We start from the raw sequence: 26,484 nt of genomic DNA, 5'->3' as shown, positions 1-26,484 counted from the left end.
GGGAGGGGGCGGGATTGCCGAATGGTCTCGGACCGAGGGGCGGTCGCGGCTGTGTGCGAAGAGTAATAGAGTGTATACGCATTGTAGTTTTGCCATTGTGGCTTGGTGTCTGGGAAAGAGGAAATCATGGCCAGCAAGGCGAGCATCGTCTTCGCCCACGGACTCTGGGCCGACGGGTCGTGCTTCACCAAGCTCATTCCCACGCTCCAGGCGGAAGGGCACGAGGTCTTCAGCTCGCAGCACGGCCTCGATTCACTTGAGGGCGACGTCGCGTGTGTGACCCGCGCCATCAACCACGTGCACGGCCCGGTCGTGCTCGTCGGTCACTCCTACGGCGGCACCCTGATCACCAAGGCCGGCATTCACGACCGCGTGGGCGCTCTGGTCTACATCGCCGCGCTCGCCCCCGACGAGGACGAGACCTCGCAGGACCAACAGGACAAGTTCGCCAGCACGCCCGTCTTCGAGCACATCGACATCGCCGACGGCCGCATCTGGCTCCTCGAGTCGGGTGTCGGCGACTTCTGCGGCGATCTGCCGGCGGCCGAGCAGAAGCTCGTCCTCGCGACGGGCGCCGTGCCCGTCCCGGATCTGTTCAACCAGCAGGTTCCCGGCACCGCCTGGCGTACGAAGCCGAGTTGGTACATCGTCGCGAACAACGATCGCACCGTGAACCCGGACCTGGAGCGGGCCGCCGCCGAGCGCATCGGCGCGAAGACCTACGCCGTCGACAGCAGCCACGTGCCCATGCTCTCGCACCCCGATTTCGTCCTCGACGTCATCCGCGACGCCGCGAAGACCCTCGAGGCATAGAGCCGGCGCCGAAGCGGCGTGATGTTCCCCGCGCGGTATGCGGTCGGGGACCCGGTGAATCCGCTGTCCTCGGCTTCTTTCTGATCGCCGATCAGCCGGGTGGTGACCACGATCTGCGGGAGGCCGACGTCGTCCAGCGCTTGGTGGAGTTCAGCGACGGCGAGCCGCGTAGATGCCCGCCTGGGTGGCCGTGACGAAGTTGTCCTGCCGGGCGTTGCTCCAGAACTGGTACGGCGGCAAGGTGCCGCTCGCCCGGTACGGGCAGATGTATGTCGAGATCCCGGCGTAGCTGTAACCGGCGAGACGCGCGCTCTGCTCTTCGGCGTAGTTGCCGGTGGTGAAGTTGTCGCCGCGCGCCGCATTCCACCACAGGATACCGACGGTTGCGCCAGGGCCGTGCGGCGGGCGGGGGCGGCGCCAGGGCCGGACCTCCCAGGGGAGGCCCGGCCCCGGCTGGGCGGTGTGCGCCTACGGCTGGAGCGTGATCGAGTTGATCGGCGAGAGGTTCCAGTTCGCGGCCCAGTCCTGGGAGATCGTCAAGGCGTTCGTTCCGGTGCCGTTATAGCCCGTCATGAGGTGCGCGGTCCAGCCTTCCGTCTGGTTGTTGAACACGTAGTGGTAGCCCTCCTGGCCGGAGAGGTTGTGGGCCCCGCGGCTCGCGAACTGGTAGGACGGCTGGTCGTTGTTCCAGCCTGCGTCCTGCGGGTAGATGCACACGTTGCCGGACGCGCAGCCGTGGACCGTGGAGCCGGACGCCTGGGCGGAGGTCGCACCCATGCCGACCGTGACCAGACCGGCCAGCAGAGTGGTCGCGGCGACCTGGGCGGCGAGCTTCTTGCGCATGTTCATGGTGAACTCCTATGTGATGTCAGGTGCTTGATGATCGGAGCCGTGAGTGACGGCCCGGGTCAGGGGCAGGTGGGCACACCGGGCAGCCAGGCCGGGCCCTTGATGTAGATATTGGTGATCCACGCCTCGTAGTCGGGCAGGTAGGACCAGGCGTCGTTGGTGGTGCCCTCAGCGGTCACCGGCTGGGCGTGCTTCTGGCAGCCGATGCGGACCGAGGTCGGGCCGGCGAACTGGTGAACCCGGGGGCTGGTCGTGGACGGTTGGGTGTGGGTCCACACCCCTGTGCTCCAGGTGGAGAAGTCGCCGCCCTGGGCCGGGCCGCCGTCGATGCGCACCGCACCGTGGTATTCGCCGTTGAGCCGTACGTCGCTGACCATGATGCGGGTGTCGGACTGCTGCGCCTCGACCATCTTTCCGGCGCCCAGGTAGATCGCTATGTGGTGGATGCTGTTCTCGCCGCCCCAGACCAGCAGGTCTCCGGGGAGCAGCGGTCCCGTGCCCTGGTCGGCGGTGAACCGTGCTGAAGCGTGCGAGGTGTGGTACTGGGTGTTGGCGCTGCCGCTCAGGATGTCCTGCCCGGTCGCCTTGGCGTACGCGTACCGGACGAGCCCTGAGCAGTCGAACCCCAGCCGCTCGGGGTCGTGTGCGCTGCGCTCCGGATCGGAGGGGTCGACCTGCCCGTAGGTGGCTCCCGGCTGGGGACCGTGGCCCCCGGCCCAGGTGTACCAGACGCCGATCTGCCCGCAGGCCGCCTGTATCGCGCTCTGGGCGACCGCGGAGGCGCCCTGTGCGAGCACGCCGCAGGCGGGGCCGGCGGACGGTGCGGCTTGAGCGGCCTGTGTCAGCGGACCGACCGCGCATGCCGTCAGAGCGACGACGGCGACGGTGGCCGTTCTCAGGGCCGAGCCGGCCCGTCGCAAGGCCCTTGCTCCGGAGTTGGTCAGTCTCCGGGCGAGCGGTTGCGCGGCGGGCGGTCCCGAGGGTGGTCCTGCCCCGGATGGTCGTGAGGTGGTGCGTGGCATCGACAGTCCCCGTTCGGTGTGCGTCGTACGGTCGATGGGATTCCGCGTGGGCACTGGGTGCCGGTCGCGGTGATCCGAGACTGTGGTGCGCAACGGGGCGTTGTCGAGGGTCCAGGTGTTTCCTGTGGCGTGGGAAACGGGAAACGGGCAGGGAAACAGTGAGGTGGGCGGGCGAGTCAGGTCGGGTCGCAGACCCTCCGGTAGGGCAGGTCGGGAAGGAGCTTCGCCCAGCGCTCGCCGCCGATGTCCCCGGTCATCCGGCACACTTCGTCATTCCGCTTCCGGGTGTCCGTCACCCACAGCCGCACGGTTCCGTCGAGGCTGCTGCTCACGAGCGATCCCGGGTCGCGGGGGTCGAAGGCGACGCTCCACACGGCGCCGGTGTGCCCGCTCAAGGTGGCGTACGGCTGTCCGGTAGCGGGATCCCACAGGCGTACGGTCTGGTCGCTGCCACTGCTGGCGAGGAGTTCTCCGTCGGGGGAGAATGCGACGGAACGTACCGAACCGGTGTGTCCGCGAAGGGAGTTGCGGAGCGCCCCGCGCACCGGATCCCACAGGCGTACGGTGCCGTCGTTGCCGCAGCTGGCCAGCGTCCGGCCGTCCGGGGCGAAGGCGACACCGCGAACCGAGCCGGTGTGCCCGGTGAGGACGGCGCGGCTCCGCCCCTCGACGGCGTCCCACAGCCGCACCGTCAGGTCGTCGCTCCCGGTCGCCAGGGTGCGGCCGTCCGGGCTGAAGGCGACGGCGTTCACGAAGTCGGTATGGCCGGTGAGGGTGGTCCGCAGAGCGCGGCGGGGGACGTCCCACAACTTCACGGTGTGGTCGGCGCCTGCCGATGCCAGCAGTCGTCCGTCCGGTGAGAAGGCGACGCCGAATACTGCTCCGTCGTGTCCGTTGAGGGTGGCTTCGAGTGTGCGGTGGGCGACGTCCCACAGTCGTACGGTGTGGTCGGCGCCTGCCGATGCCAGTAGTCGTCCGTCCGGTGAGAAGGCGACGCCGAATACTGCTCCGTCGTGTCCGTTGAGGGTGGCTTCGAGTGTGCGGTGGGCGACGTCCCACAGTCGTACGGTGTGGTCCGCGCCCGCCGATGCCAGCAACCGCCCGTCCGGGGAGAACGCGGACTGCCAGGTCTCGGCGAACGGGCGGCTGGCGAGCACGGACCGGTGCAGGTCCCACAGCACGATTGACTGGTCGAATCCTGCGGTGGCCAGTCGGCCGTCCGGTCCGGCGGCGACCGCCTGGACGTAGTCGGTGTGGCCCGACAGCGTGGTGGTCAGGCGGCGGCTCGCGGTGTCCCACAGTTTGGCCGTGCCGTCCCCGCTGGTGCTGATGAGGGTGTTGCCCTCTCGGGTGAACCCCACCGCGTTCACATCGTCGCTGTGGCCGGTGAGCACGGCTTGTTGGCTACCGCCCGGCAGGTCCCAGAGCCTGACGGTACGGTCCGCACCGCCCGACGCGAGGATGTGCCCGTCCGGCCTGAACGCCACTGCGAGCACGGCATCGGTGTGGCCGGTGAGGGTGGCGCGTGGGGTGCCGTCGGACGACTCCCACAGGCGCACCGTGTGGTCGGCGCCTGCGGAGGCGACGGCCGTCCCGTCGGGGCTGAACGCGACGCCCTTCACCTCGTCGCTGTGGCCGGTGAGCACGGCCCGCGGGCTGCCACCCGGCAGGTCCCAGAGCCTGACGGTGCGGTCAGCGCCGCCCGAGGCGAGCGTGTGTCCGTCCGGGCTGAAGGCGACCGACCGCACCGGACCGCTGTGCCCGGTCAGCGTGTTGAGCGCGCGGTGGCGCACCGCGTCCCACAGCCGTACCGTGCCGTCCGAACTCGCGGAGGCGAGGGTGTGCCCATCGGGGGCGAAGGCCACCGACACAACCGGACGGGTGTGCCCGGACAGTGTGGCGATCTCCCGGCGCCGGGCCACGTCCCACAGGCGTACCGTGCCGTCCGAACTCGCTGAGGCGAGGGTGTGCCCATCGGGGCTGAACGCCACTGCGTTGACCGGGCCCGAGTGCCCCGAGAGCCGCCCGTCGAAGTACTGGGCCTGGGTGCTCAGCAGGGCGCCCCGCGCCTCGGTGGTCGGCGCGGTCCGGTACGCCTCGGCAGCAAGGAGCATGGATGCCTCCGGCTGCCCGCTCGCGAGCGAGGCGGACCGCACGGCCATGGCCTGCGACTGCGCCACCTGGCGCTGCGCGACCGCCTGTGAACGTTGCTGGAAGGCGAGTGCACCCGCCACGAGCGCCACCGCGAGGAGTGCTGCGAGGGTGACCAGCAGGGCGCGCCGGACGCGGATCTGCCGCAGCGCGATCAGCTTCCTGCGCCGTTCCTCGGTTTGGCTCGCGGCCAGGAACGAGGCCTCGTCCGGGCCCGGTTCGGCCCGTCCGGCCGACTGCTCCACCCAATCGACTGCGGCGGCGAGCCTGGCCCCCCGGTACAGCAGGCTCGGGTCGTGCGCGGCACCGGCCCACTCGGCGGCTGCCACGCCGAGTTGCTGCCGCATCACCAGGCCCGCCCGGTCGGCGTCGATCCAGCCGCGCAGCCTGGGCCAGGCGTGCAGCAGGGCCTCGTGGGTGATCTCGACGGTGGCGCTGTGCGCGGTGACCAGCCGCGCGCGTATGAGCGCGTCGAGTGCCAGAGCGCCGGAGGCAGGATCGGGCAACTGCGGTATCAGGAGCTTGCGTTCAGCTGGACGGCGAGTCTCGGCACCGGCGTCGCCGACCTGCACGAGGCGCAGCAGGAGGTGTCGGGCCATGACCTGTTCCGTTGAGCCGAGCCGCGTGAACACGGACTCGGCGGTGCGAGCGACCGCCCCGTGGATACCGCCGGTCGCCAGGTAGCCGGCGACGGTCAGGGTACGGCTGGTCCGCTCACGCCACGTGACGTACAAGGCGTGGGCGAGCAGCGGCAGCGACCCGGCACCCATCCCGGACCGGGTGCCGAGGTCGCTCAGCAGCAGTTCCACAAGGCCTGGCTCGACGGTCAGACCGGCCCGTTCGGCAGGCCGGACGATCGACTCGCGGAGCTCGGCAGCGGTCATCGTGCCGAGTGCGAACAGGCCGTGCGTGAAGACCTCCACCAGCTCCGGATGGTCGAGGCAGTGGCCGCAGAAGTCGGCGCGCATGCCGAGGACGACGACCACGGGAAGCTCCGCGGCCCTGGACAGCCCGCTCAGCACGGAGATGTAGTCCCGTCGCTCCGCGTCGTCCGAGCACAGGGTGAACACCTCCTCGAACTGGTCGATCAGCAGCACCAGTCCGGGGCGGTCGGGCGCTCCCCGCACCGCGTCGAGGAGCATCCGTGGCAGGGCGGCCACTTCCTCGGGAGCGATTTCGGCGGCGGTGGTCCCCAACGCGGCGTCCACACACCGCAGAAGTTCCTTCAGCGGATGCTCCGTAGGTGTGCACACCACCACCGGCCAGGAGTCCGATCCGACGGTCGGCAGCGCACCGTGCCGCAGTGCGGGCAGGAGACCTGCCCGCAGGAGCGAGGACTTCCCCGCGCCGGAGGGTGCGACCACAGCGAGGGGGCCGTCGCCGATCCGTTCGGCCAACTGCCCGACCAGCTCGGCCGTCGCCGCCTCGCGGCCGAAGAACCACTCGGCGTCCTGCGGTCCGAACGCGGCGAGCCCCCGATAGGGGCAGGCCTCGTCCGTGTCACTGTCCTGAGCGGTGGGTGCGTGTTCGTGCGACTGGACCAGCCGCACGAGCGCGCCGTCCGCCTTCAGCACGTCGTCGCAGCGTCGGGCGATGTCGAGGGTGGGTGGCTTGCCGCCGGTCTCGATCTTGCTGAGGTAGCCCTTGCTGTAGTGGATCGACCGCGCCAGCCCTGTCAGCGACATGCCCTGCAGTCCCCGCAGGCGCCGCAGTTCGGCGGCGAACCCGCCCGCCGTCTCATCTTCCGTAGCCACGGGGCGCACCATTCCGCATCGGCCGCCCGGGGAGCCAGGGCTGAGCGCATCCTGCCATTCTCAGTACCGGGGAGCAAGCCGGTCGGAGCCCCACTGGCATCCCGCGACGCAAGGCCCCCTCGGCGCGGCGCGGCCTCGGGTGCACCCGGTTTCTCCGGGCAGCCGGCAGACACTGCGCACCCCGGACCGCCAGCAGACCCGCTTGGTGATGACCGCCCCTGCCGGCAGCCACAGCCTCGAAGTCCTACGCCGGCCGCACCACTCGCAGGAATGGACAACTCTGAGAGCTCCGCGAGCCTGGAAACGACTCGCTTCCCCGGATGGTCGCTCGCACAAGTCACCCGGCTGGTTGGGATTTGGTTGCGGAGCGTCATGGGATCGCCTCCTGGTGCAGCCCGGGACCTTGGTCGTCGTCCCGGCCGAGACCGGTGCAACGCCCGCGTCTTCAGGGCATTTTGTGCGATCGGGGTGGCCGGAAAATCGGAATTGGACTACGTAGGGAGTTCAGCTGGCTACTTTCGGCTGTGGGTCTTCGGCGCCCCGGGGTCCTCTTGGCCAACAAGGCAGGGAGAAGTGATGTCTGCGAGTGCGGCTACGCAGAACCAACTGTGGAAGGCTGCCGGTCCCTATCTGTCGGCTGCGACAGTCGAGTGCATTTCCGGGCCCGGGGGTGCCTCCACGGTTCTGGTCTCCTCTCCCGCCACGGTGGGCGGTTTCTGGAGTGAGGACGGCGGGAGCACCTGGCAGGCCGTCAAGCCGCCCACCCGCTACCCGGTGGCGAGCTGCCTCGCCGGCAGCCACGCGGAGCCGGGACGGTGGTGGCTGTCCACCGAAGCCCTGTCCGGGGCACACGAGAGCAGCGTCTTCCGTACCGATGACAAGGGCTCGTCCTGGGAGTTGCTGAAGACCGGACTGCCGGCGGGCGAGTCCTTCCAGTCGATCTCCGCACATCGCAACGGGAAGTTCCTCGTGGCGGTCACGCACGGCGGTGCTGCTTGGGTCAGCCGGGACGGCGGTGACACCTGGCGCTCCGAAGACCTCGCCGGCGACCGTGACATCGCCAAGCTCGCCTTCGTGGGGGACGACCTCATCTTCCAGCCTCAGCAGGAAGGGGTTCTCTGCGCCGTCCGCGATGCGGTCGGTGAGCCGCAGCCTCCGAAGGTCGTCTTCGCCCCGGAAGCTGGACTCCTTGTCTCCTGGGATGCGGCCGGTGACACGATCGCGGCGGTTGTTCTGGACAACGTGAGCAGACTGGTCATCAGCACAGACGCCGGCGACACCTGGGGCGATCCGATCCAGGACCTCTCCGGGGGAACCGTCGCGGTCAGCGAATCCGGGACAGGCCCTGCTGAGGTTCTGCACCAGGCGATCGGCGGCGCACGGCTGTACACCGGCAACGGGCGGTTCCGGGAGGTCCGCCCGCCGGCGGACACGGTATCCGCGTTCTGCCGGCTGCCCGAGGGCCGGTGGCTTGCCGCGGACCGTGTCCATGGCCTCTACCGCACGAGCGACTGGTCCAGCTATACCCGGGTGGGCGTCCCCGCGGCCGCGGTCACCACGCTGGCTGTTTCCGACGAGGCGATCCTGGCCGGCACCGAGACGGGCATCCTCCGCACGCCCCTGCCCATCACCAGCCCCAACTGGGAAGCACCGGACGGGCTGTTCATCAGCGGGAACCATATCGTCGACATCCGCACGTGGGGAGCAGATCCGTCGCTGGTGTGGAGGACCCGAAGGGTCAACCTGAGCTGCGCCACCGACCGCAGCCGGGACGCGGGCAAAACGTGGCAGGAGCAGGGCTCGTGGCCGGACGCCATCTTCGCCGTCCACATCGACCCCCAGAACCCGGACCGCGTCCTGCACGCCTTCGGCCGGCTGGATTCCGGCAGCGGCCAAGAGGTCCTCGGGGTGCGTACGACGTCCGATGCCGGTGACTCCTGGACGGAGCACGATCACGGCCGCTTCTACCTCGACTTCGCAGCGGACCCGGCCAACGGCGACCGCATCTGGATGGCCTCCCACACCAACGGCCTCTACCGCTCCAGCGATTTCGGCGAGACCGCTGAACTCGCGACCCCGCACGAAGCCACCACGGTCCTCGTCGCCGGCAGCCGCCTGCTCATCGGGGGCGACACCATCCGCCACAGCGACGACGACGGCGCCACCTTCACCCCCTCCGTCATCGAGGGCGACGGACGCCCCATCCGCGTTGTCGCGCTCGCCCAGCACAACGAGACCCTGTTCGCGGCCACCGCCAGCGTCTGGTACCCGGGAACGGAGATCGCAGCAGGTCGAGGCGTCCTGCGCTCCCTGGACAACGGCAGCACCTGGCACAGCGTCACCGGCAACCTGCCGAACCTGGACGTACGCGCCCTCGCAGTCGACCCCCAGGAGCCCTCCCTGTACGCCGGCCTCCACGGCGGTAGCGTCTACCGCCTGCCCCTGTAACAGCGGAAGCTGCTGCCACGTCGGGTTTCCGTGCTCAAGCCCGGAGGACGGAAACCCGACTCCCGCACCGTGGACGACCGTCCGGCACGTGCCCTGAAGCCCCGAATACCGCCCTTGCTCCCCCAAGCGGTACCGAACCCTCTGACGGTTCGTTCGGTCAGGGAGGTCCGGTGGTCAGCCGAGGAAGTCGACGTGGTCGATCAGGCCGTCGCGGACCCGGTAGGCGACCAGCACGCGGAGCGGGTCGTCCGTGATGCCGTGGGCGATCTCGTGGTCCACCACCCAGTCGCCCTCGGTGAGTCGGCCGACGATCTCGGCCCGGCAGCGGCCCTTGGCGAACATGTCGGCGTACGCCTCCCGCACGGCGTCGCGCCCGAGCAGGTGGTCGCCGCTGCGGCGGTTGATGCGGACGTCGGGGGCGTACGTCGCCGCGAAGGCTTCGAGGTCATGGCTGTTGTAGGCGGTGAGCTGGCGTTCGACGATGGTCTCTGGGGTGGTCATCAGTTGATCATGCAGAGTGTTCCCTCGCTCGTCCAGGGAAGACCGGGACCACCTGCCGATCGGCTCATTCCCACCTCGCACGACCTCCCGTCCGGCATCTGCCCGCAGCCACCGTGCGGTCTGCACCGCTTCGCCACCCGCCCACTCGACCTGACCACACAGACACCCCCGGAGGGCTTCCCAAGCCGACCACTTGGGCTCCGTGACCTGATCCGGCTGGCGTTCCTCTGCAACGAGCGCCGGGGGCGGCGACCGCCGCGATCCGGGCGGCGTCCACTTCGGTGCGGGAGGTCAGGAACGTCACGGCGTTCTTGAACGGAGGACTCCTCCTGGCGGTCGCCAGAAGTGGGCTCCCACTCTTCCCGCTCCGGTGGATGGCGACGTAGGTCAGTAGAGGTGACTGACCTGCGGCCAGTCGATGTCGACAGCGGCTGCCTTGTTGAAGTAGTTGGTGAGGATGTTGAGAGCCACGTGCGCGATGACCTCGGCGATATCGCCGTCGCTCAGACCGGCTTCGCGGGCGGTCTTGAGGTCGGTGTCGGTCACATCCCCGCGGGTTCGCACGAGGGTGGTGGCGAGCTTGAGGGCGGCGTCGCACCTGGGGTCGGCGGACTGTGCTCTGCGCGCTGATTCCGCCTGCTCCGTGGTGAGCCCCGCGAGGTTGGTGGCGATGTAGGTGTGGGCCGAGAGGCAGTAGTCGCAGGCGTTCTCCTGGGCCACGGCGAGCGCGATGCTCTCGCGGACCGTTGCGGGGAGTTCGCCGGTGGCGAGGGCGCCCGAGAACTCCAGGTAGCCCTTGAGGACGGCGGGGCTGTTGGCCATGGCCTTGGTCATGTTCGGCGTGACGCCGAGCGTCTTCTGGACCGTGGCCAGCAGGTCGGCGGCTGCGCCCTGGGCGTGGGCGGGCTCGATGATCGGGAGTCGGGACATGGTTTCCTCCAGCGGAACGGCAACAGTTCTCACGGTTGATGCTTCGATCAACCGTGAGAACAGTAGTCATACATTTCTCACGGATACAAGCCAGTGTTACCGTGAGGTTATGAAGATTGAGGACTTGGCTGGAGGCGGTGCGCCCGCGCTGGGGGAGCCGCTGCCCATCGAGCTGGCCAATGCCACCTATGCGGTCAGGGGGCGCCTGGTCGACGGGCTGCAGACCGTCGAGCACGTCGCGGCATGGTTCCGGGACAACCGGGGACGGTTCGCGGAGCAGTGCGCGGACGCGGACCTGCTGGCCGCCGGCTCCGAAGAGCTGCGCGCCACGCGGGCCCTGCGCGACGCGATCCGTGTTCTCGCGGAGGCGGCGGTCCGCGGCGGGACACCCCCGCGCCAAGCGGTGGAGGTGATCAACCGGCAGGTCCGTGCGGCTGCTCGATGGCGGGAACTCTCATGGGCCGATGGCCCGTCCGTTCGTGCCCGCAGTGCGACGACGTCCGTTGTGGCCGGGCTGGCTGAGATCGCGCAGCGAGCAGTGGATCTCTTCGGCGGTGACCGGATCGGCGACCTGCGGGCGTGCCAGGCGCCCGGATGTGTCCTGTATTTCGTCAAGGACCACCCCCGTCGCGAGTGGTGTTCAGCCGGATGCGGGACCAGGGCCCGCGCGGCCCGCCACTACGAGCGGACGAAGGCGGCCCGATGAGCCGCAGGCGATCCGCCCGCAGATACGGGTTCTCTCACGCGTCCGGCCTATCCGTGCTTGGCGTAGGAGGGTTCTGCCTGGTGGAGTGGTTCTGAACGCTGCCCATCCGAGAGCGGAAGGCACACGTATGCCGGACACTGCGCCGTCCTACTCCGATCTGCGAGCCCTGGTCATCAACTGCACGCTCAAGCGCTCCCCCGAGCGCAGCAACACCGAGGGTCTGATCGACGTCAGCCGCGGCATCCTGGAGCGACAGGGCGTCGCGGTCGACGTCGTCCGCGCTGTCGACCACGACATCGCCACCGGTGTCTGGCCCGATATGACCGAACACGGCTGGGAGAGCGACGAGTGGCCGGTCCTGTACAGCCAGGTGATGGCCGCGGACATCCTCGTGCTGGCCGGGCCGATCTGGCTGGGGGACAACTCCTCGGTGATGAAGCAGGTCATCGAGCGGCTGTACGCCTGCTCGTCGCTGCTGAACGAGGTGGGACAGTACGCGTACTACGGCCGGGTGGGCGGCTGTCTGATCACCGGCAATGAGGACGGCGTCAAGCACTGTGCGATGAACGTCCTCTACAGCCTGCAGCACCTCGGTTACACGATCCCGCCGCAGGCGGACGCCGGGTGGATCGGCGAGGCCGGCCCCGGCCCGTCCTACCTGGACGAGGGATCGGGCGGCCCGGCCAACGAGTTCACCAACCGCAACACCACGTTCATGACGTGGAACCTCCTGCACCTGGCGCGGATGCTCAAGGACGCGGGCGGTATTCCCACACACGGAAACCAGCGCTCCGAGTGGGACGCGGGCTGCCGCTTCGACTTCGAGAACCCCGAACACCGCTGACCGAAGCGGGATGTGAGATCAGCCTCCGGGGAGAAGCGGTCACTTCCGGGCCTGCGCACTTCGCGGCCCACCGGGCGCGGACGTGGATGACCTGAGCGATTCGGAAGGGGCGGCGATGGACGATGAGCCGGAAGCGCAGCTTCCTCAGGGTCCACAGATGCCGGGGAGCGGATCAAGCACATCTGGAGACGGTGCTTCTGAGCAGTCGGCTGCTGAACCCACCTCATCCGAGCCTGTCAGCCGGCACGATGGCGAAGCCCTCGCCCCTACTCCCGCCGACGCCCCGGAGCCGACGCCCGAGCAGCCCGGCCGATTGCGGGCGCTGCTCGCGGCCGGCCCGCCGCCGGGTCCTGCCCGGCCGGGGTTCTGGCGCAGCCCGTTGCGCGGTCCGTGGCTGACATCGGTGTTCGGGCTGATTCTGCTCGTGGGTATCTCGGTGTTGTTCGTGACCGGGCTGCTGTCCTACGCCGCGTACAACCCGGACTTGTCTCCGGTCAATGACCAGACCCCGGACAAGGGCATCCTGGGGTTCTACCTGTTCTCCTGGCCCACCCACCCGTACTGGCTCTACCGCCTCCTGCAAGGCGTGCACGTCACGCTGGGGGTGGTGCTGATCCCGATCCTGCTGGCCAAGTTGTGGTCGGTGATCCCGAAGCTGTTCTCCTGGCCGCCGGTGCGCTCGGTCAGTCATGCGCTGGAGCGATTGTCGCTGCTGCTCCTGGTGGGCGGCGCGCTGTTCGAGTTCATCACGGGCGTTCTCAACATCCAGCTGCACTACATCTTCCCGGGCTCCTTCTACACCCTGCACTTCTACGGAGCATGGGTGTTCATCGGCGCGTTCGTCGTCCACATCGCCTTCCGCCTTCCGACCATGGTCCGCGCCCTGCGCAGCCGTCGGCTGCGCACCGAGTTGCGCACCCCGCTGGAGCGGACCGAGCCCGAACCCGCGGACGAGACGGGTCTGGTCTCACCGCGGCCGGCCCCGCCGACGATGTCGCGACGCGGCGCGCTGGGCATGGTGGGTCTGGGATCCGCGGCCCTGCTGGTCGTCACGGCCGGGCAGAGCATCGGCGGACCCTGGCGCCGCACCGCACTGCTCGCCCCACACGGCGGCCCCAACCCCGGCTGGGGCCCTGGCGGGTTCCAGATCAACAAGACGGCGGCCTACGTCGGCATCCGGGCCCGTGACATCGGGCCGGAGTGGCGACTGACCGTGCGCGCCGGCACCCGTCAGATCGTCCTCACCCGGGCCCAGGTCCTGGCGTTGCCGCAGCACGGAGCCTCGCTGCCGATCGCGTGTGTGGAGGGATGGTCCACCGACGACCAGGACTGGTCCGGCGTGCGGCTTGCCGACCTGGCCGCCCTTGTAGGCCTGCACACGAGCCCGCCGGGCGTCGCGGTGGAATCCGTGCAGCGCGGCGGCGCGTTCCGCTCGACGGTGCTGCGGGACAACCAGGTCCGCGACTCCCGCTCGCTGCTGGCACTGCGGGTCAACGGAGCGGACCTCACCCCGGACCACGGCTACCCCGCCCGCATCATCGTCCCCGCCAACCCCGGTGTGCACAACACCAAATGGGTCACCCGACTCACTTTCGGAGGCACGCTGTGAAAAGCCTCCGCGCCCGCTACGGCGCCTCCCCCCTGCACCTGCTGCTCGTCCTGTGCTCCTTCGCCCTCACCGCGTACGCCGGGACCCGGCTCCTCAAAGGCGACACGCTCCGCATCGCGATCTGGTTCGTGGGCGCGGCCCTCATCCATGACCTGGTGCTGCTCCCGCTCTACACCCTCACCGACCGCGCAGCCCAAGCCCTCGTCGGCTCCCGCGGCGGTGCCGGGAAACACGACCGGCCCCCGACGACGTGGATCAACTACCTGCGCGTGCCGACCTTCGTCGCTCTGCTCCTGCTGATCACCTGGTACCCCCTGATCCTCAACAAGGTCCCCGGCTACCACGCGGCAACGAGCCTGCCCTCCGACGTGTTCCTCGGCCGCTGGCTGCTCATCACCGCCGCCCTCTTCGCCGCCTCCGCCCTCTGCCTGATCACCTCCATGCGGCGCCACCGTACCCCCCGCCCCCAGCCGCGTACGCGAACGAAGGGAACAGGTGGACCGTCAGATCCTGCCCCCTCCGCAGGGCCTGGCCACCAGGCCCCGCCTGAACAGCAGGCACCGGACAATGACGCCTGAGAAGCCGCTGCTCCACTGATCTTGGTGGGCATCGGCCCGAGCGGCGTTTCCCGGTCGGCCGATGTTGGGTCGGGGTGCGGCTTGGCGGAGGTCGGGGTGCGTCTGTGGTCATGGCGATAGGGTCGCTGCAGCTGCAGTTGTGGCACCGGAGAGGCAGGGGACGATGGCGCCCGTCGCAGAGGACTTCGACCAGCGGATCAACGTGTACCGGTCGGAGCTGCTGGCGCACTGCTATCGGATGCTGGGATCGGTCCATGATGCCGAGGATCTGGTCCAGGAGACGTACCTGCGGGCGTGGCGGGCGAGGGACCGGTACGACCGGGATCGGGCGTCGGTCCGCACGTGGTTGTACCGGATCGCGACGAATGTGTGCCTGACCGCGCTCGAGGGTCGGGGCCGGCGTCCCCTGCCGTCGGGGCTGGTGGCCCGCAGTGAGGATCCGTCCGCGCCGTTGGTGCGTGGTGAGGTGACGTGGCTGCAGCCCCTTCCGGACGCGCTGTTCGGGGCGGACCCGGTGAAGGCCGCGGTGGACCGCGGTTCGCTGCGGCTGGCGTTCGTCGCGGCGGTCCAGCACCTTTCGGCGCGGCAGCGGGCCGCGCTGATCCTGCGCGATGTCCTGGACTTCTCCGCGGCGGAGTCGGCCGAGATCCTGGGTATGTCGACGGCGGCGGTCAACAGCGCTCTGCAGCGCGCCCGGGGGCAACTGCGCGCGGCCGGTGTCCCTGAGGACGGGGTCGCCGAACCGCCGGAGCAGGAGGTGCGCGCGCGGATCGACCGGTTCGTCGAGGCGTTCGAGCGTGCCGACGTGGCAGCGATCAAGCAACTGCTGACGCACGACGTGCTGCTGGAGATGCCGCCGATGGTCAACTGGTTCATCGGTCGTGAGCACTACGGCACGTTCATGGACTGGGTCTTCTCGATGTGCAGGGACTGGCGGATGGTGCGGACCGCAGCCAACGGCCAGCCCGCGCTGGCGGCGTACTGGCGGGTCGAGGGCGGTGGCTACCACCTGCACACCCTGCAGGTGTTCACCGTCACGTCGGCCGGGATCAGCCGCAACACGGTGTTCCAGGACGCCGAGGTGTTCGCTGCCTTCGGGCTGGCGGAGGAGCTGGCCGACCCGGAGTCTCCGGCGGGGGACCGCACCCCGTCCTGACTGGACGGGGCGCGGTGTGCTCAGCGCGAACCCGCGGGGGTCATGCGTCAGTTCGGCACGACGGCCGGACTGTTGTGGTAGGCCACGACCAGCCAGGCGCCTGCCGCGAGCGCGGTTGGCGATGCGCCCCGCCTCCCGCTCCGGCCCGATGGCGAGGAGGAAGGATGTCTGTGGCAGAGCTGGACGCGGTGAAGCAGGAGGCGTTCGCGGGCCGCATGATCCAGGTGGTGAATGACGCCTGTCTGGGGTTGATGGCGGGCCTGGGGCACGAGAGTGGTCTGTTCGACACCATGGCCGGGATGCCGGCGGCCACGAGTGAGGAGATCGCTCGGGCGGCCGGGCTGAACGAGCGCTATGTGCGGGAGTGGCTGGGCGCGATGGTGGTCGGCCGCGTGGTCGACTACGTGCCGGAGCACGGCACCTACGTCCTGCCGCCGGAGCACGCCGCTTCCCTCACGCGGGCGGCCGGGCCCGACAATCTGGCCCGCATCGCGCAGGACTTCGGCATGATGGGCGAGGTCGAGCAGCAGGTGCTGGAGGCCTTCCGCACCGGGGGCGGCGTCCCTTACTCGGCCTACCCCCGGTTCCAGGCTCTCCAGGCCGAGGAGTCCGGGGAGGTCTACGACCTGGCGTTGGTGAACGGGATCATCCCGCTCGTGCCGGGCCTGCCCGAGCGCCTGCGCGCGGGCATCGACGCGCTGGACATCGGCTGCGGCCAGGGCCACGCGGTCAACGTGCTGGCCACCGCGTTCCCCGCGAGCCGCTTCCACGGGCTGGACATGTCCAGACGACGGCATCACCGCCGCACGCGCCGAGGCCGCCGAGCTGGGCCTGGCCAATGCGGAGTTCCAGGTCGGTGACTGCGCCGCGCTGACCGGCTCCTACGACCTGATCACGGCATTCGACGTCATCCACGACCTCGCCCGGCCCACCCGGACGCTCGCCGCGATCGCCGGCGCACTGAACGACGACGGGGTGTTCCTGATGGGCGACATCGCCGCGTCCAGCCGACTGGAGGAGAACACCGACCACCCGCTGGGCCCGGCGCTCTACACCTTCTCGACGTTCTACTGCATGAGCGTCTCGCTCAGCGAAGGCGGCGAGGGCCTGGGAACCGTGTGGGGCGAGGAGACCGCGCGGCGGATGCTCACCGAAGCCGGGTTCAACCAGGTCGACACGCAGCGGGTCGAGGGCGACATCCTCAACATCTACTACCTGGCACGCCGCTGACGGCCAGGGCACACGCGACGCGAATCGGCGTTGCGCTGACCGGCCGGGTGACGGAAGCCGATGTCGTCGCCGTGATCCATCGTGCGCCCCGGGCCGGGTGTGGGAGAGCCGCGACTCCCCGCAGCACGGGGTGGTCGCGGCTTCCCACTGGGTACGGCAGGGTCAGAGTGCGACGATGCCCTCGCCGCCGGCCGCTCCGGGAACGGTCTCGGAGCCCAGCGCGGTCAGTGAGCCGTCGGTGGTGACCCGGAATGCGTCGAGGATGCCGTTGGCACCGGTCTGGACGTAGAGGAAGCGGCCGTCCTCGGTGGCGGCGGCGTCGACGGTGCCCGGGTTGGTCGCGGTCGTCCCCAGTGAGGTCAGCCGGCTGTTCTTGCCGACGTGGTAGCCGCTGAGGTTGGAGCTGCCCGCGTTGGAGGCGTAGAGGAAGCGGCCGGCGGCGGCGATCCAGCAGGTGGCCGACTGGCCGGTGGCCGACGACGCGGTCTTCGTCGCGGTGCCGTTGGCGTTGATGGTGAACGTCGCCACGGCGTTGGGCCCGGCTTCCGTGACGAACAGGCCGTGCCGGCCGTTCTGGACGAACCCGAAGGGTACGGCGCCGGGGTCGGTGGTGACCACCGGCTTGGCCGCCGGTGCGCCGGTGCGGTCGAGGTTGAAGACGTCGATGCTGTTGCCGTTGGCCTTGGTCGTGACGACCAGTTGGTTGCCGGCGCCGGTGAAGCCGACCTGGGCGGGGGTGTGGGTGAACTGCGGGGTGGCGTTGGGGTCCAGCCCGAGGTGGCGGTTCCAGCGCGGCTGCTTGGACAGTTGTCCGTCGACGACGGTGTAGCCCTGGACGGAGCCGCCGTCGAGCGCGTTGAGCACGTAGACGACGTTCTCGTGGACCGCGACGCTGACCGGGAACCGGCCGCCGGAGGCGATGACCTGGCAGAGGCGGATGTGCTCGCCGTGGACGGAGAAGACGGAGACGGTGTTGCTGCCGGCGTTGACGGCGTAGAGCAGGCCGTGCTTCCGGTCGTACGTCAGCGATCCCTGTGAGGCCAGGTGGTCGACGACCGAGCCGTCCAGGATGCCGCCGAGACCCTCGGTGTCGTAGACGGCCGCCTGGGTCAGCCGGCCGTCGTCGCCGCGGTGGTAGGCGACGATCTGGTTGCCCGCCGGGTTGTCGGTCTGGACGAAGACGGCGTGGTCCGCGTGGTGCTCGGGCCGGTCGCCGGCGGCTGCGGCAGCGGAGGGGACGGACGGTGCGAACAGGGCGGTGGCGGCGAGCGCGGTGGCGACTGCGGCGCCGAGACGGGTGATTCTCTGCACGGGTGGTTGCCTCTCGGGGAACGGGGGCACCTGGGCCGACGTGCGGGGACGGGACCGTTGCGGTCGCGTCCGGAAGCCTGGTGTCGTGAGGGGCCCCGGGTCGTTGCGTGGAGAGAGCACCGACGGTGGTGCGGGCTCTCCGTGGAGGGGAGACGCCTGCGTCGATGCTCTTGGAAGTGACCTTATATGACGGTATGTCGGAAATCCCGGAGGCTCTTCGCGTATACCCGTAACGGCCGCCGACGGGCCGCCCGACGCGTACCGGCCGGGTCGGGTCGATCTGCGCGGGTGCGCACCTGCTGGCCGCGGCGGGGCTGCTCGACGGCAGGCCCGCCACGACGCACTGGCTCACCGCCGCCCGACTGGCCGCCGAGCACCCGCGGGTCGCGGTCGACCCCGATCCGCTCTTCATCCGATCGGGGTCGACCGCGGGAACGGCTCCGGGAGCAACCTGCCGCTGATTCGGATGGCTCCGCCGGGTGGACATGCGTCAGGCCCCGGCGGGGCCGGGGCCTGACGATGACGTGCGACGCAGCCGCCTACCAGCGGTACCAGCGACCGCGGCTGCCGGAGGCACCCGTGCCGCGCATGACGAAGCCCAGCAGCCAGACCACCAGTACGACGACGGCGACCCACCACAGGATCTTCAGTGCGAAACCAGCGCCGAACAGAATCAGAGCGAGCAGTAGAACCAGAAGCAACGGACCCATGGTTATCAACCTCCTGACCAGCGGATACCCCGGGACTGACTGCTCAGTCATACAATTTTCCGCCGATTGCGCGGCACCCTTCGTCGCCGGGCGGACCACCGGGTGACTCCTGATGAGTCCGGTATCGCCTGGTATTGACGTGGCCTGCCTGGGTAGGCGGCCAGATGCACCATCCGCACCGATCTTGGAGGAAACCTCATGGGCACCGAAGACAAGGCCGAGAACACTGCGGACAAGGCCAAGGGCAAGGTCAAGGAAGCTGCCGGTAAGACCGTCGGCAACGAGCGCCTCGAAGCCGAAGGCAAGGCCGACCAGGCCAAGGGCGATGTGAAGCAGGCCGGCGAGCACATCAAGGACGCCTTCAAGCACTGACTGGGGCGCCTTCAAGCACTAACTGGTTGTTCTGCGCTCCCGGGCCGCAGCCATCCATGGCTGCGGCCCTCGCGCGGCCGGAAGAGCTTCAGCGTCTGGTAGCACCTTCTGTTCCGGCCAGTACGTTCTCCAAGGCCTGGAGAGTCCGGGCGCCACGGCACGGGCCCTCCCGCCTCCAAGGACTCCGTTGACGGACCGCGTGACTTCGGGTGTCACTGCCGTCCAATGGGAGCGATTCACGCCATATTGTCCATGTATGGAGCAAGCGAGTGTCTGCCGGAGGGTGCAGGGCAGGCACCTTTTGAGGGATTCCCGCTGAATTGCCGGAAGGGATCTCTCGTAACACCGCACGACGACGGAAGGGTTTCTTGTGACTGGCAACATGTGGGGATACCCGGCAGCGTCCGGCTATCAGGCCGGTACGGATCTGACCGGGTTCAAGGTCGAGGCGACCAACGGCAGCATCGGCAAGGTCGACAAGCATTCCGATGAAGTCGGCTCCGCGTACATCGTGGTCGACACCGGTGTGTGGATCTTCGGCAAGCACGTTCTTCTCCCGGCGGGGACGATTCAGTCCATCGACATCGCCGAGCGGAAGATCTACGTTGCCCGCGACAAGGACGAGATCAAGAACTCTCCGGAGTTCGACAAGGACAAGCACGCCGGCGACGCGGGCTATCACCAGCAGGTTGAGGGCTACTACGGTGCCCACCGGGCCTGAGCGTAGGTAGCAGCGCACGAGCGCGCCCCGCCTCCCAAGATTTCAGACCTTGGGAGGCGGGGCGCGCTCGTGGGAGGCGTCAGCCGGCCGATTCGGCCTCGGTCGCCTCCGACATCGAAAGGCCGATCAGGTGGTCGCCGAAGCCGCCCCTGGCCCGGGCGCGCAGGCGGGCCGATGTCACCACGCTGCAGTCTGCGGTACGCAGTACCCGGTGCGCGCCGTCTTCGAGAGCGGCGACGAGACCTCGGTCCTCGCCCACGGTCAGGGGCGGGAATCCCCCGACCTGCCGGTATGCGCCGGCGGCGACGCCCAGGTTGGCGCCGTGGACGTGTGGATGTTCCCAGGGCAGTCCGTCTGTGGGCCGGGAGGCCTCGTACAGCTCCCCGAACCGGCCGGCGACGGCTGCGGTGTGCGGCGGCCAGCTCTCCACCCGAACGGTGCCGACCACTGCCTCCCAGCCCTCGCCCGCATGCGCGGCCTGCCGGGCGAGCCAGTCGGGTGGAACGGCGCTGTCGGCGTCGGTCGTCGCGATCCAGGTCTCCGCGAGCGGAGCGCCGAGCAGGGTCAGCGCGTGCGCGACCCCTGCCGCACGTGCCGCACCGGGGTTCCGGCCAGTCAGCTCCACGACCTCCGCTCCCGCCCGGCGGGCCAGCGCCGCTGTACTGTCGCGGCAGCTGTCGGCCGCCACTACGGTCACGAGCCGCACTCCGGCGAGGGCGGGGTGGCGGCGGGCCACCTCCAGCGCGTTGAGGGCGCGGGGGAGCAGCACCTGTTCGTTGTGCGCCGGAATGACGACGGCGATCGCGGTGACGTTCACACCAGGCCCTCGCGCGCGGCGGGCGACGCAGGACGGCGGCCGTCGGTGTGCACCCGGCCGAAGACCTGCAGGATGAAGTCGTCCTCCCGGTGATCGGTCACGAGTGCCAACTCCGGGATACCGGCAAGGATCAGGGCCAGGTCATCGCCGGTCCGCAAGTGCTCCGCCACCGGGTGGTTCCAGTGGACGGTGACGAGCGTTCCGCCCGGCTCCAGAGTCCTGACGGTCCGGTCCAGCAGCCGGGTCAGGTCATCGGCGTCGAAGTAGTAGAGGAGTTCCGACAGCACGATGAGGTCGAAGGTTCCGTCGGGCCACTGGTCGGGAAGGGTCAGGTGCCGGACGGACACCTGAGGCAGGTGCGCCGTCCGCCGCACAGCGGACGCGACCGCGCTCTCCACCCGGTCACAGGCCAGGAGCTCGTCGCACCGCTCCGCCAACCGGGCCGTCAACTCTCCGACGGAACAGGCGGGTTCGAAGGCCGACCGGTACCGGGGCTGAGGGAGCGCGGCCACGGTGAGGGCATACTTGCGCTGCTCGTACCAGCGGCTCGCCAGACTCCACGGGTCCTGCGAGCCGCGGTACATGTCATCGAAGTAGGACGCCGCGGTACTCAACGGAAAACAACCTCCAAGTCGCGCAGATGGTGGGCCGTCTCGTCGGGCGGCAGAATGGCCGCGTCCCCCGGACCGGGTCCCAGAGGGCGGATCTGGCTGGCGAACCGCTCCACCGCGGCCGCCTTGCGGGCCACGGTCGCCGGCGGCAGGCCGATGCGGGCGGCGCTGTCCCACGGCACGCGCGGATCGTCCGGCCGGGCCCAGTGCCACATCCATACGGGATACAGCAGACAGGGCACACCCGCCGCACCGGCCGCCCGGAGAGCTGCCCGCCCGGCCGCCTCATGATCGGCGTGCAGGTCGCCGGTCCAGGGCGCCACGCACAGTGCCGCACCACTCAAAATGTCAGTCAGTTCGGCGGCCAGTAGGACCTCATGGCCGGCCACGTCAGTGTCGGGTATCCCGAGCCGGATCACTCGGGCTCGGTCCGCTCCCAGCTCATCCAGCGCTTCCCGGGTCTCGACGGCACGGATCGCGGCCAGCGCGGCCCCGCTGACGACGCGGCTGTCCGGATGCGACCGCTCCCCATCGGTGACGGACACCACCGTCAACTCCACCCCGGCGGAGGCCAACAGACTGATCGATCCGCCAAAGCCCAGCACCTCGTCGTCCGGATGAGCGGCCACGATCACGACACGGCCCCGCGCCGGCAGGTCCAGGGTCGGCAAGGAGCGCAGAACCGGCCAGGTCCGCCAGAGAGCTTCATCGGTCCCCGGCGCGTCGATCGCGTGCACGGCGGCCTGGCCGCCAGGTGCCGTCACGAGGACGTCTCCGGACGTGCGATGAGCGCACCGAGTTCGGCCAGGTTTCGCTCGGCATGGTGCTGGCGGATGTACACGGTGAGGTCGGAGACGTTCCGGGCATGGCGTACGTCGTGGCAGAGCGGCCCGGCTCCGGTGGCCCGGCCCACCCGGGTCAGTACCTCGGTGCAGACCGCCTCGACCAAGGCCCGTACCCGCAGACTGCGCACCCTGGCTCCGCCCGCGAGATCCAGCGGATCCTGGTCGATCTCGGCCGCGGCCGAGTCCAGCACCGTCCGGGCGGCGTGCAGCTGCATGTCGATGTGTCCGAGGTGCGCGTCGGTGTGTGGATCCGGCCCGCGCCGGGCCGCTGCTTGGCGCAGTGTCGCGGCCACCGCGCGGGCACCGCCGTACCAGCAGGCGGCCACGCCGATGCCGCCGTGCTGGAAGCCCGGCCGCGTCAGATACTCATCGGCCTTGCCGACCGCCACCGCGGGGACCGCGTGGAAGCTCACGTCAGGGGTGTCGCTGCCGGCCATGCCGATGGCCGGCCACGAGTCCTCGACCGGACTGCAGCCGGGAGCCCGTACTTCCACCGCGAAGAGCCGGCGGCCGTCCCCGGCCGTGGCGGTTACCAGGGCGTGCGTGCAGCTGTGCGCCCCGGAGCAGTACTGCTTGAGGCCGTTGAGCTCCCAGCCCTCGCCGACCCGGGCAGCCGTCACGCCCCCGCCCGGCGGCTCCGCGGCCCAGACCCCCCACCGTTCCCCCGGACCGACCACCGGGCCGGCCAGCTCGGCGAGGATGGCCAGCGCGTCCGCGTGCCCTTCGGCCAGTCGTGCCAGGCACAGGTCCTGCTCGGCGACGGAGCGCAGGGCGGCGAAGCGCTCACCGGTACGTCCCGAGCCGGGCAACGGAAACTCAAGATCTCCCGCCGCGAGTGATTCGACCAGCCGGGAGAAGCCCCGTGCCGCCTCCTGCCGCGCCGCTTGGGGCGTGAACCCGGACGGGGCCGCACCGTGCGACGGCGGGCCGGCGGCTGGCGCCGCAGCCGCTGGGTAGGTCGTTTCCGGCATCAGTACTCCTCGACGTCGGGGCCGTACGCCACCGACGGCCGGTAGCTGGCGAGTGGTCGTAGGGCGCATGGCGAATTGCGTGTGGCGCGGCGGACAGGCGGCACGCTCCGGCGGCAGCCGGGGCGGCACAACGCTTTCTGGGCCCGGATCGCTGTCCGGCAGGATCCGGGGCACCATCCCACTCTGACCCGGCCGCCGGACGGTTGCATTCCGGGGTGGTGAGTGGTCATTCGCCGACTACCCGCGACGCTGATGTGTAAGCGGTGTGTCTCCTTCGTGTCGCGGCGGCCCTCGCAGCACCGCCTGACGCCCTCCCTGCCACATGCGACATAGAATATCTGTTGCGAGCTCACACGAAAATATGTTGCGTGTGTGGTAGTAACGTACGGGAGCCTTCGCCGTCCCAGTCCGACGCCGTCTGGGCCCATGCCTCAGCCGGCACGTCGCCGCTGCGGAGCGTCCTCGGCCATGAGATCGCCGGCGAGGTCTTCGAAGGGCCCCGGAACGCGGGTCCGACCGGGGACCGGGTGCTGGCCCTCTACTACGGCGGCTGCGGCCAATGCCCTGCGTGCCAGGCCGGGATGGACACCCTGTGCCCCGCTCACGCGGCCGAGCACGGCTTCGACAGTGACAGCGGACCGGCTCCGTACTTCCCGGCCGAGGCTCGCTGCCCGTCCCGATCGCCCCGTCCGTCTCCTTCGCCGAAGCCGCGGTGCTCGGCTGCTCCGGCACCACCGCGCGCACGCTGGCCATCATCGATGCCAGCCGATCCGCGGTGACGACCACCAGCAGACCTACGCACAGCCGCACGAACGAGGACCGCGTATGAACACCACCGGGCCGCTGACGATCACGGTCCAGCAGAGCACCCCAGGACGCATCGTCCTCGCCCTCACCGACCTGTGCCAGGACAACGTGGAAGACCCCACCGCGGCCACCGCCACCTAGGCACCCTCACGCGATCCGCCTGCCTGGCCCACGCCCTGTTCCTCCGGGACGCACCGCACGAGAACGCGCTCGCGCGCACCATCACCGATGTCGCTGACGACGGGGCGGCGGCCGCGGGGCAACTACGCGACGCCTCCGCAGGGGGTCTGGCCGTCTCGTATGAAGAAGACTTTCACGATCAGTCCCTTGCGTTCCCTGTGAGTGGGCAGGAGGTAGACGGCAGGTGCTCTCGGTGGACGTCATGACGGTCGCACGGGCAGCGGTGTTCCACCTTCACGGGGGAACTGGACTTTGAGAGTGTGGTGCAGGTGCACGAGGCCACTACCCCGCAACGGCCGGGCATCTCGTCGCAGATCGACGCCACACGGCCCACCGCAGAGGAGGACCTGCGGGCGCTTTTCGGTGAGTCGACAGCCTTGTTCGCCTCGACGGCCGGACCCGCGCACCTGCTGGAGGCGGCGAACCCGGCGTTCTTCACCGCCGTCGGCCGGTCCGCGCGCTCCCGTACCGGGCTGCCCATCGGGGAGTTGATGCCTGAACTGGCTGAGCAGGGCTTCATCACGTTGCTCGACCGTGTCTACCGCACCGGCCGACCCCACATCGGCCGGGACGCGCGGGTGCTGTTGGGGGGTGACCGGCCGGTGCGGGAGGCGTTCTTCGACTTCACCTATGAGCCGCGCCGTGACACGGGTGGCAACGTCATGGGGGTGCGGATGATCGGGGTGGAGACCACCCAGGTCAAGCACGCCCAGCGCCTGACAGCCGAGCATCGTGCCCTGCTGGAGCAGATTGCCCGCCAGGCCCCGCTGGGAGATGTTCTGGAGGGCATGGCGAAGGTTCTCGAGGACCTGTCTCCAGGGGTGCTGGTCTCCGTGCTGCTCGCTGATGCCGATGGCCGACACCTGCGGCACGGTACCGCTCCGAGCCTGCCGGACTTCTACAACCGGGCCATCGACGGCATCGCCACCGGCGACGGTGTCGGCTCCTGCGGTACGGCCGCTCACCGCCGGCAGAGTGTCATCGTCTCCGACATCGCCACCGATCCGTTCTGGGACGACTTCCGCGACCTGGCCGATCGCGCTCAGCTCGCCGCCTGCTGGTCCACCCCCATCCTTGCTCGTGACGGACAGCTGCTGGGCACCTTCGCGATGTACCACCGCACCCCCCGCGCCCCCGATGAAGCGGATCTCGCGCTCGCCGGTGTCTTTGCCGGTACCGCGGCACTGGCCATCGAGCGCCACCACGCCGAGCAGGCCCGTCTGGCCGCCGAAGCCCGGGAGAAGGCGGCCCGGGACGACCTGGCGTTCCTGCTTCACGCCAGCGCGGAGCTGAGCGCCGACTTGGATCACGCGCAGACGTTTCAGCGCCTGGCGGCCCTGTGCGCGCCGAACCTGGCTCCGCTGTGTGCCGTCGACATCGTCGACGGCGGGCGGGTGCGCCGTATCGCTACCGCCGCCCCCACCGAGGACGAGCGACAACTGCTCGCCTCGCATATCCCGGTCTACCACGACGACGACGCCGTCGCCCGTGTCCTGACCTCCGCGTTGACCGAGGTCGCTCGCCGCACCCCCACCGGCCCCGGCCCGTGGGAGGAACTGGACGTCACCGGCTACGTGTGCGTGCCCCTGACCGACCGCGGACAGACCCTCGGCGCCCTGACTCTGCTGAACACCGGAAGCCACGTCTTCGACGGGCATGCCGTGGCCCTGGCCGAAGAACTCGCCCGCCGCGCCGCCACCGCCGCTCACAACGCCCGCCAATACACCCAGCGCGTCGCCCTCGCCCGCGACCTGCAGGCGGGCCTTCTCCTGCCGGACCTGCCAGGGCTACCCGGCGCGGAACTGGCCACCTACTACCATCCCGCCGGCGAAGGGCTGGAGATCGGCGGAGACTTCTACGACGTCTTCCCCCTCGACGACGGCCGCTGGGCCTTCATGCTCGGCGACGTCTGCGGCCGTGGCGCCCTGGCCGCCACCACCACCGCCCTGGTCCGCCACACCGCCCGCGCTGTCGCCCCCTTCCTGCCCGACCCGCAGGCCGTCGTCCAAGCCGTCAACCGCGCGCTGACCAACCGGCACGGCAGCCACGGCACCGGTTTCGTCACTCTCACCTACGGCCAGTTCACCCCCACGGATGGCGGACTGGACATCGACCTCGTCCGCGCCGGCCACACCCTCCCTGTGCACCTCACCGCGGCCGGCGCCCGCCCCGTCGAGAGCAGCGGCTCTCTCCTGGGCGTCGTGAACAGCCCAGAGCTGTCCACCCGCCGTATCCGCCTCACCCCCGGCGAAAGTCTGGTCCTCTACACCGACGGCATCACCGAAGCCCGTGACATCGCCGGCGAGCAATTCGGCGAAGACCGCCTCGCCAAGGCCCTCACACCGTCCCTGGACCGTGCTCCCGCAGTCCTTGAAGCCCTCACCCGCGCCGTCCATGCCTTCACCGGCGGCCGCGACATCGAGGACGATCAGGCCGTCCTCATCCTGACCGCAAGACGGTGCTGCGCTCAGTCGCGGGTGCCGTAGCAGCCCTCGGCCCTTGCCCCTGCCGAGAACCTCATCCGCCCTGGTGAGAGCAGGTGGGGAAG

The 26,484-nt window shown here is 69.8% G+C and carries 25 protein-coding genes and 1 pseudogene; 15 read left to right on the top strand and 11 right to left on the bottom strand.

From position 1 onward, the window contains the following. Window positions 1-126: 126 nt before the first annotated feature. On the top strand, window positions 127-813 hold the full coding sequence (locus LNW73_RS03530; RefSeq protein WP_250988848.1) for an alpha/beta fold hydrolase: 687 nt from the start codon (window positions 127-129) through the stop codon (window positions 811-813). A gap of 468 nt (window positions 814-1,281) precedes the next feature. Here the strand turns inward: LNW73_RS03530 and LNW73_RS03525 are convergent, their stop codons facing one another. From LNW73_RS03525 to LNW73_RS03515, 3 genes are all read right to left on the bottom strand, one after another. Then, window positions 1,282-1,662 carry a hypothetical protein gene (locus LNW73_RS03525; RefSeq protein ID WP_250988847.1) on the bottom strand — a complete coding sequence of 127 codons (381 nt, stop codon included), beginning with the start codon at window positions 1,660-1,662 and terminating at the stop codon, window positions 1,282-1,284. Window positions 1,663-1,721: 59 nt separating this feature from the next. Further along, the gene (locus LNW73_RS03520) at window positions 1,722-2,582 is read right to left on the bottom strand and encodes a C40 family peptidase (protein WP_250988846.1); all 861 of its coding nucleotides are present in this window, start codon (window positions 2,580-2,582) and stop codon (window positions 1,722-1,724) included. Between the two features lie 278 nt (window positions 2,583-2,860). Continuing rightward, window positions 2,861-6,589, bottom strand: a complete 3,729-nt coding sequence (locus LNW73_RS03515) for an nSTAND1 domain-containing NTPase (protein ID WP_250988845.1) — start codon at window positions 6,587-6,589, stop codon at window positions 2,861-2,863. 705 nt (window positions 6,590-7,294) lie between these two features. Here LNW73_RS03515 and LNW73_RS03510 point away from each other — a divergent pair. Continuing rightward, window positions 7,295-9,037: a hypothetical protein gene (locus LNW73_RS03510; protein ID WP_250988844.1), complete on the top strand. Its 1,743-nt coding sequence runs from the start codon at window positions 7,295-7,297 to the stop codon at window positions 9,035-9,037. A 174-nt stretch (window positions 9,038-9,211) separates the two neighbouring features. Here LNW73_RS03510 and LNW73_RS03505 read toward each other — a convergent pair whose 3' ends face one another. Then, window positions 9,212-9,538 (bottom strand): nuclear transport factor 2 family protein, encoded by a 327-nt coding sequence (locus LNW73_RS03505; RefSeq protein WP_250988843.1) that lies wholly within the window; start codon window positions 9,536-9,538, stop codon window positions 9,212-9,214. 387 nt (window positions 9,539-9,925) lie between these two features. After that, the gene (locus LNW73_RS03500) at window positions 9,926-10,468 is read right to left on the bottom strand and encodes a carboxymuconolactone decarboxylase family protein (protein WP_250988842.1); all 543 of its coding nucleotides are present in this window, start codon (window positions 10,466-10,468) and stop codon (window positions 9,926-9,928) included. 109 nt (window positions 10,469-10,577) lie between these two features. Here LNW73_RS03500 and LNW73_RS03495 point away from each other — a divergent pair, with 109 nt between their 5' ends. The 7 genes from LNW73_RS03495 to LNW73_RS03465 all read left to right on the top strand — a co-directional run bounded on the left by LNW73_RS03495 (window position 10,578) and on the right by LNW73_RS03465 (window position 16,591). Then, window positions 10,578-11,174: a CGNR zinc finger domain-containing protein gene (locus LNW73_RS03495; RefSeq protein ID WP_250988841.1), complete on the top strand. Its 597-nt coding sequence runs from the start codon at window positions 10,578-10,580 to the stop codon at window positions 11,172-11,174. Between the two features lie 127 nt (window positions 11,175-11,301). Next, window positions 11,302-12,018 carry a flavodoxin family protein gene (locus tag LNW73_RS03490; protein ID WP_250988840.1) on the top strand — a complete coding sequence of 239 codons (717 nt, stop codon included), beginning with the start codon at window positions 11,302-11,304 and terminating at the stop codon, window positions 12,016-12,018. Between the two features lie 157 nt (window positions 12,019-12,175). Beyond that, the gene (locus tag LNW73_RS03485) at window positions 12,176-13,627 is read left to right on the top strand and encodes a molybdopterin-dependent oxidoreductase (RefSeq protein WP_374118029.1); all 1,452 of its coding nucleotides are present in this window, start codon (window positions 12,176-12,178) and stop codon (window positions 13,625-13,627) included. Beyond that, window positions 13,624-14,205 carry a hypothetical protein gene (locus LNW73_RS03480; protein ID WP_250988838.1) on the top strand — a complete coding sequence of 194 codons (582 nt, stop codon included), beginning with the start codon at window positions 13,624-13,626 and terminating at the stop codon, window positions 14,203-14,205. The genes LNW73_RS03485 and LNW73_RS03480 overlap by 4 nt, the downstream gene beginning before the upstream one ends. A gap of 163 nt (window positions 14,206-14,368) precedes the next feature. Further along, a complete protein-coding gene (locus tag LNW73_RS03475) occupies window positions 14,369-15,361 on the top strand; it encodes a sigma-70 family RNA polymerase sigma factor (protein ID WP_250988837.1) in 993 nt (330 codons plus the stop codon). Between the two features lie 164 nt (window positions 15,362-15,525). Beyond that, the gene (locus LNW73_RS03470) at window positions 15,526-16,221 is read left to right on the top strand and encodes a class I SAM-dependent methyltransferase (protein WP_250988836.1); all 696 of its coding nucleotides are present in this window, start codon (window positions 15,526-15,528) and stop codon (window positions 16,219-16,221) included. Beyond that, the gene (locus tag LNW73_RS03465) at window positions 16,157-16,591 is read left to right on the top strand and encodes a class I SAM-dependent methyltransferase (protein WP_308407775.1); all 435 of its coding nucleotides are present in this window, start codon (window positions 16,157-16,159) and stop codon (window positions 16,589-16,591) included. The genes LNW73_RS03470 and LNW73_RS03465 overlap by 65 nt, the downstream gene beginning before the upstream one ends. Before the next feature lie 162 nt (window positions 16,592-16,753). On the opposite strand, the gene LNW73_RS03460 is transcribed toward LNW73_RS03465, so the two are convergent. Further along, the gene (locus LNW73_RS03460) at window positions 16,754-17,902 is read right to left on the bottom strand and encodes a lactonase family protein (protein WP_250988835.1); all 1,149 of its coding nucleotides are present in this window, start codon (window positions 17,900-17,902) and stop codon (window positions 16,754-16,756) included. A 266-nt stretch (window positions 17,903-18,168) separates the two neighbouring features. On the opposite strand from LNW73_RS03460, the pseudogene LNW73_RS03455 reads away from it, so the two are divergent. Continuing rightward, window positions 18,169-18,324: pseudogene (locus LNW73_RS03455) on the top strand (DJ-1/PfpI family protein); the annotation flags it as partial. 117 nt (window positions 18,325-18,441) lie between these two features. On the opposite strand, the gene LNW73_RS03450 reads toward LNW73_RS03455, so the two are convergent. After that, window positions 18,442-18,612 (bottom strand): hydrophobic protein, encoded by a 171-nt coding sequence (locus tag LNW73_RS03450; RefSeq protein ID WP_138355290.1) that lies wholly within the window; start codon window positions 18,610-18,612, stop codon window positions 18,442-18,444. 198 nt (window positions 18,613-18,810) lie between these two features. Between LNW73_RS03450 and LNW73_RS03445 the strand changes: the two genes are divergently transcribed. Further along, a complete protein-coding gene (locus LNW73_RS03445; protein WP_250978703.1) occupies window positions 18,811-18,984 on the top strand; it encodes a CsbD family protein in 174 nt (57 codons plus the stop codon). Between the two features lie 382 nt (window positions 18,985-19,366). Then, window positions 19,367-19,705 carry a PRC-barrel domain-containing protein gene (locus LNW73_RS03440; protein ID WP_285392285.1) on the top strand — a complete coding sequence of 113 codons (339 nt, stop codon included), beginning with the start codon at window positions 19,367-19,369 and terminating at the stop codon, window positions 19,703-19,705. Window positions 19,706-19,784: 79 nt separating this feature from the next. On the opposite strand, the gene LNW73_RS03435 is transcribed toward LNW73_RS03440, so the two are convergent. The 4 genes from LNW73_RS03435 to LNW73_RS03420 are packed head-to-tail and all read right to left on the bottom strand — an operon-like array spanning window position 19,785 to window position 22,949. Next, complete coding sequence (locus tag LNW73_RS03435; RefSeq protein ID WP_250988833.1) at window positions 19,785-20,522, bottom strand: glycosyltransferase; 738 nt, start codon at window positions 20,520-20,522, stop codon at window positions 19,785-19,787. After that, complete coding sequence (locus tag LNW73_RS03430; RefSeq protein ID WP_250988832.1) at window positions 20,519-21,136, bottom strand: class I SAM-dependent methyltransferase; 618 nt, start codon at window positions 21,134-21,136, stop codon at window positions 20,519-20,521. The genes LNW73_RS03435 and LNW73_RS03430 overlap by 4 nt, the downstream gene beginning before the upstream one ends. Then, window positions 21,133-21,897, bottom strand: coding sequence for a PIG-L deacetylase family protein (locus LNW73_RS03425; protein ID WP_250988831.1), 765 nt, complete (start codon window positions 21,895-21,897; stop codon window positions 21,133-21,135). Before LNW73_RS03425 ends, LNW73_RS03430 begins: the two co-directional genes overlap by 4 nt. Then, window positions 21,894-22,949 (bottom strand): acyl-CoA dehydrogenase family protein, encoded by a 1,056-nt coding sequence (locus LNW73_RS03420; RefSeq protein ID WP_250988830.1) that lies wholly within the window; start codon window positions 22,947-22,949, stop codon window positions 21,894-21,896. Before LNW73_RS03420 ends, LNW73_RS03425 begins: the two co-directional genes overlap by 4 nt. Window positions 22,950-23,212: 263 nt before the next feature. Between LNW73_RS03420 and LNW73_RS36605 the strand changes: the two genes are divergently transcribed. The 3 genes from LNW73_RS36605 to LNW73_RS03415 all read left to right on the top strand — a co-directional run bounded on the left by LNW73_RS36605 (window position 23,213) and on the right by LNW73_RS03415 (window position 26,422). Next, window positions 23,213-23,728, top strand: a complete 516-nt coding sequence (locus LNW73_RS36605; protein ID WP_374118028.1) for an alcohol dehydrogenase catalytic domain-containing protein — start codon at window positions 23,213-23,215, stop codon at window positions 23,726-23,728. 46 nt (window positions 23,729-23,774) lie between these two features. After that, entirely contained in the window at window positions 23,775-23,897 is a 123-nt protein-coding gene (locus tag LNW73_RS35845) for a hypothetical protein (RefSeq protein WP_285390522.1), read from the top strand. A 308-nt stretch (window positions 23,898-24,205) separates the two neighbouring features. Next, complete coding sequence (locus tag LNW73_RS03415) at window positions 24,206-26,422, top strand: SpoIIE family protein phosphatase (protein WP_250988829.1); 2,217 nt, start codon at window positions 24,206-24,208, stop codon at window positions 26,420-26,422. Window positions 26,423-26,484: the final 62 nt, after the last annotated feature.

Origin of the sequence: Streptomyces sp. RKAG337, assembly GCF_023701715.1 — a bacterium.
In the GTDB taxonomy this organism is placed as follows: Bacteria; Actinomycetota; Actinomycetes; order Streptomycetales; family Streptomycetaceae; genus Actinacidiphila.
Note: the sequence above shows the minus strand (reverse complement) of the source record. Positions and strands in the feature narration are given on the sequence as shown.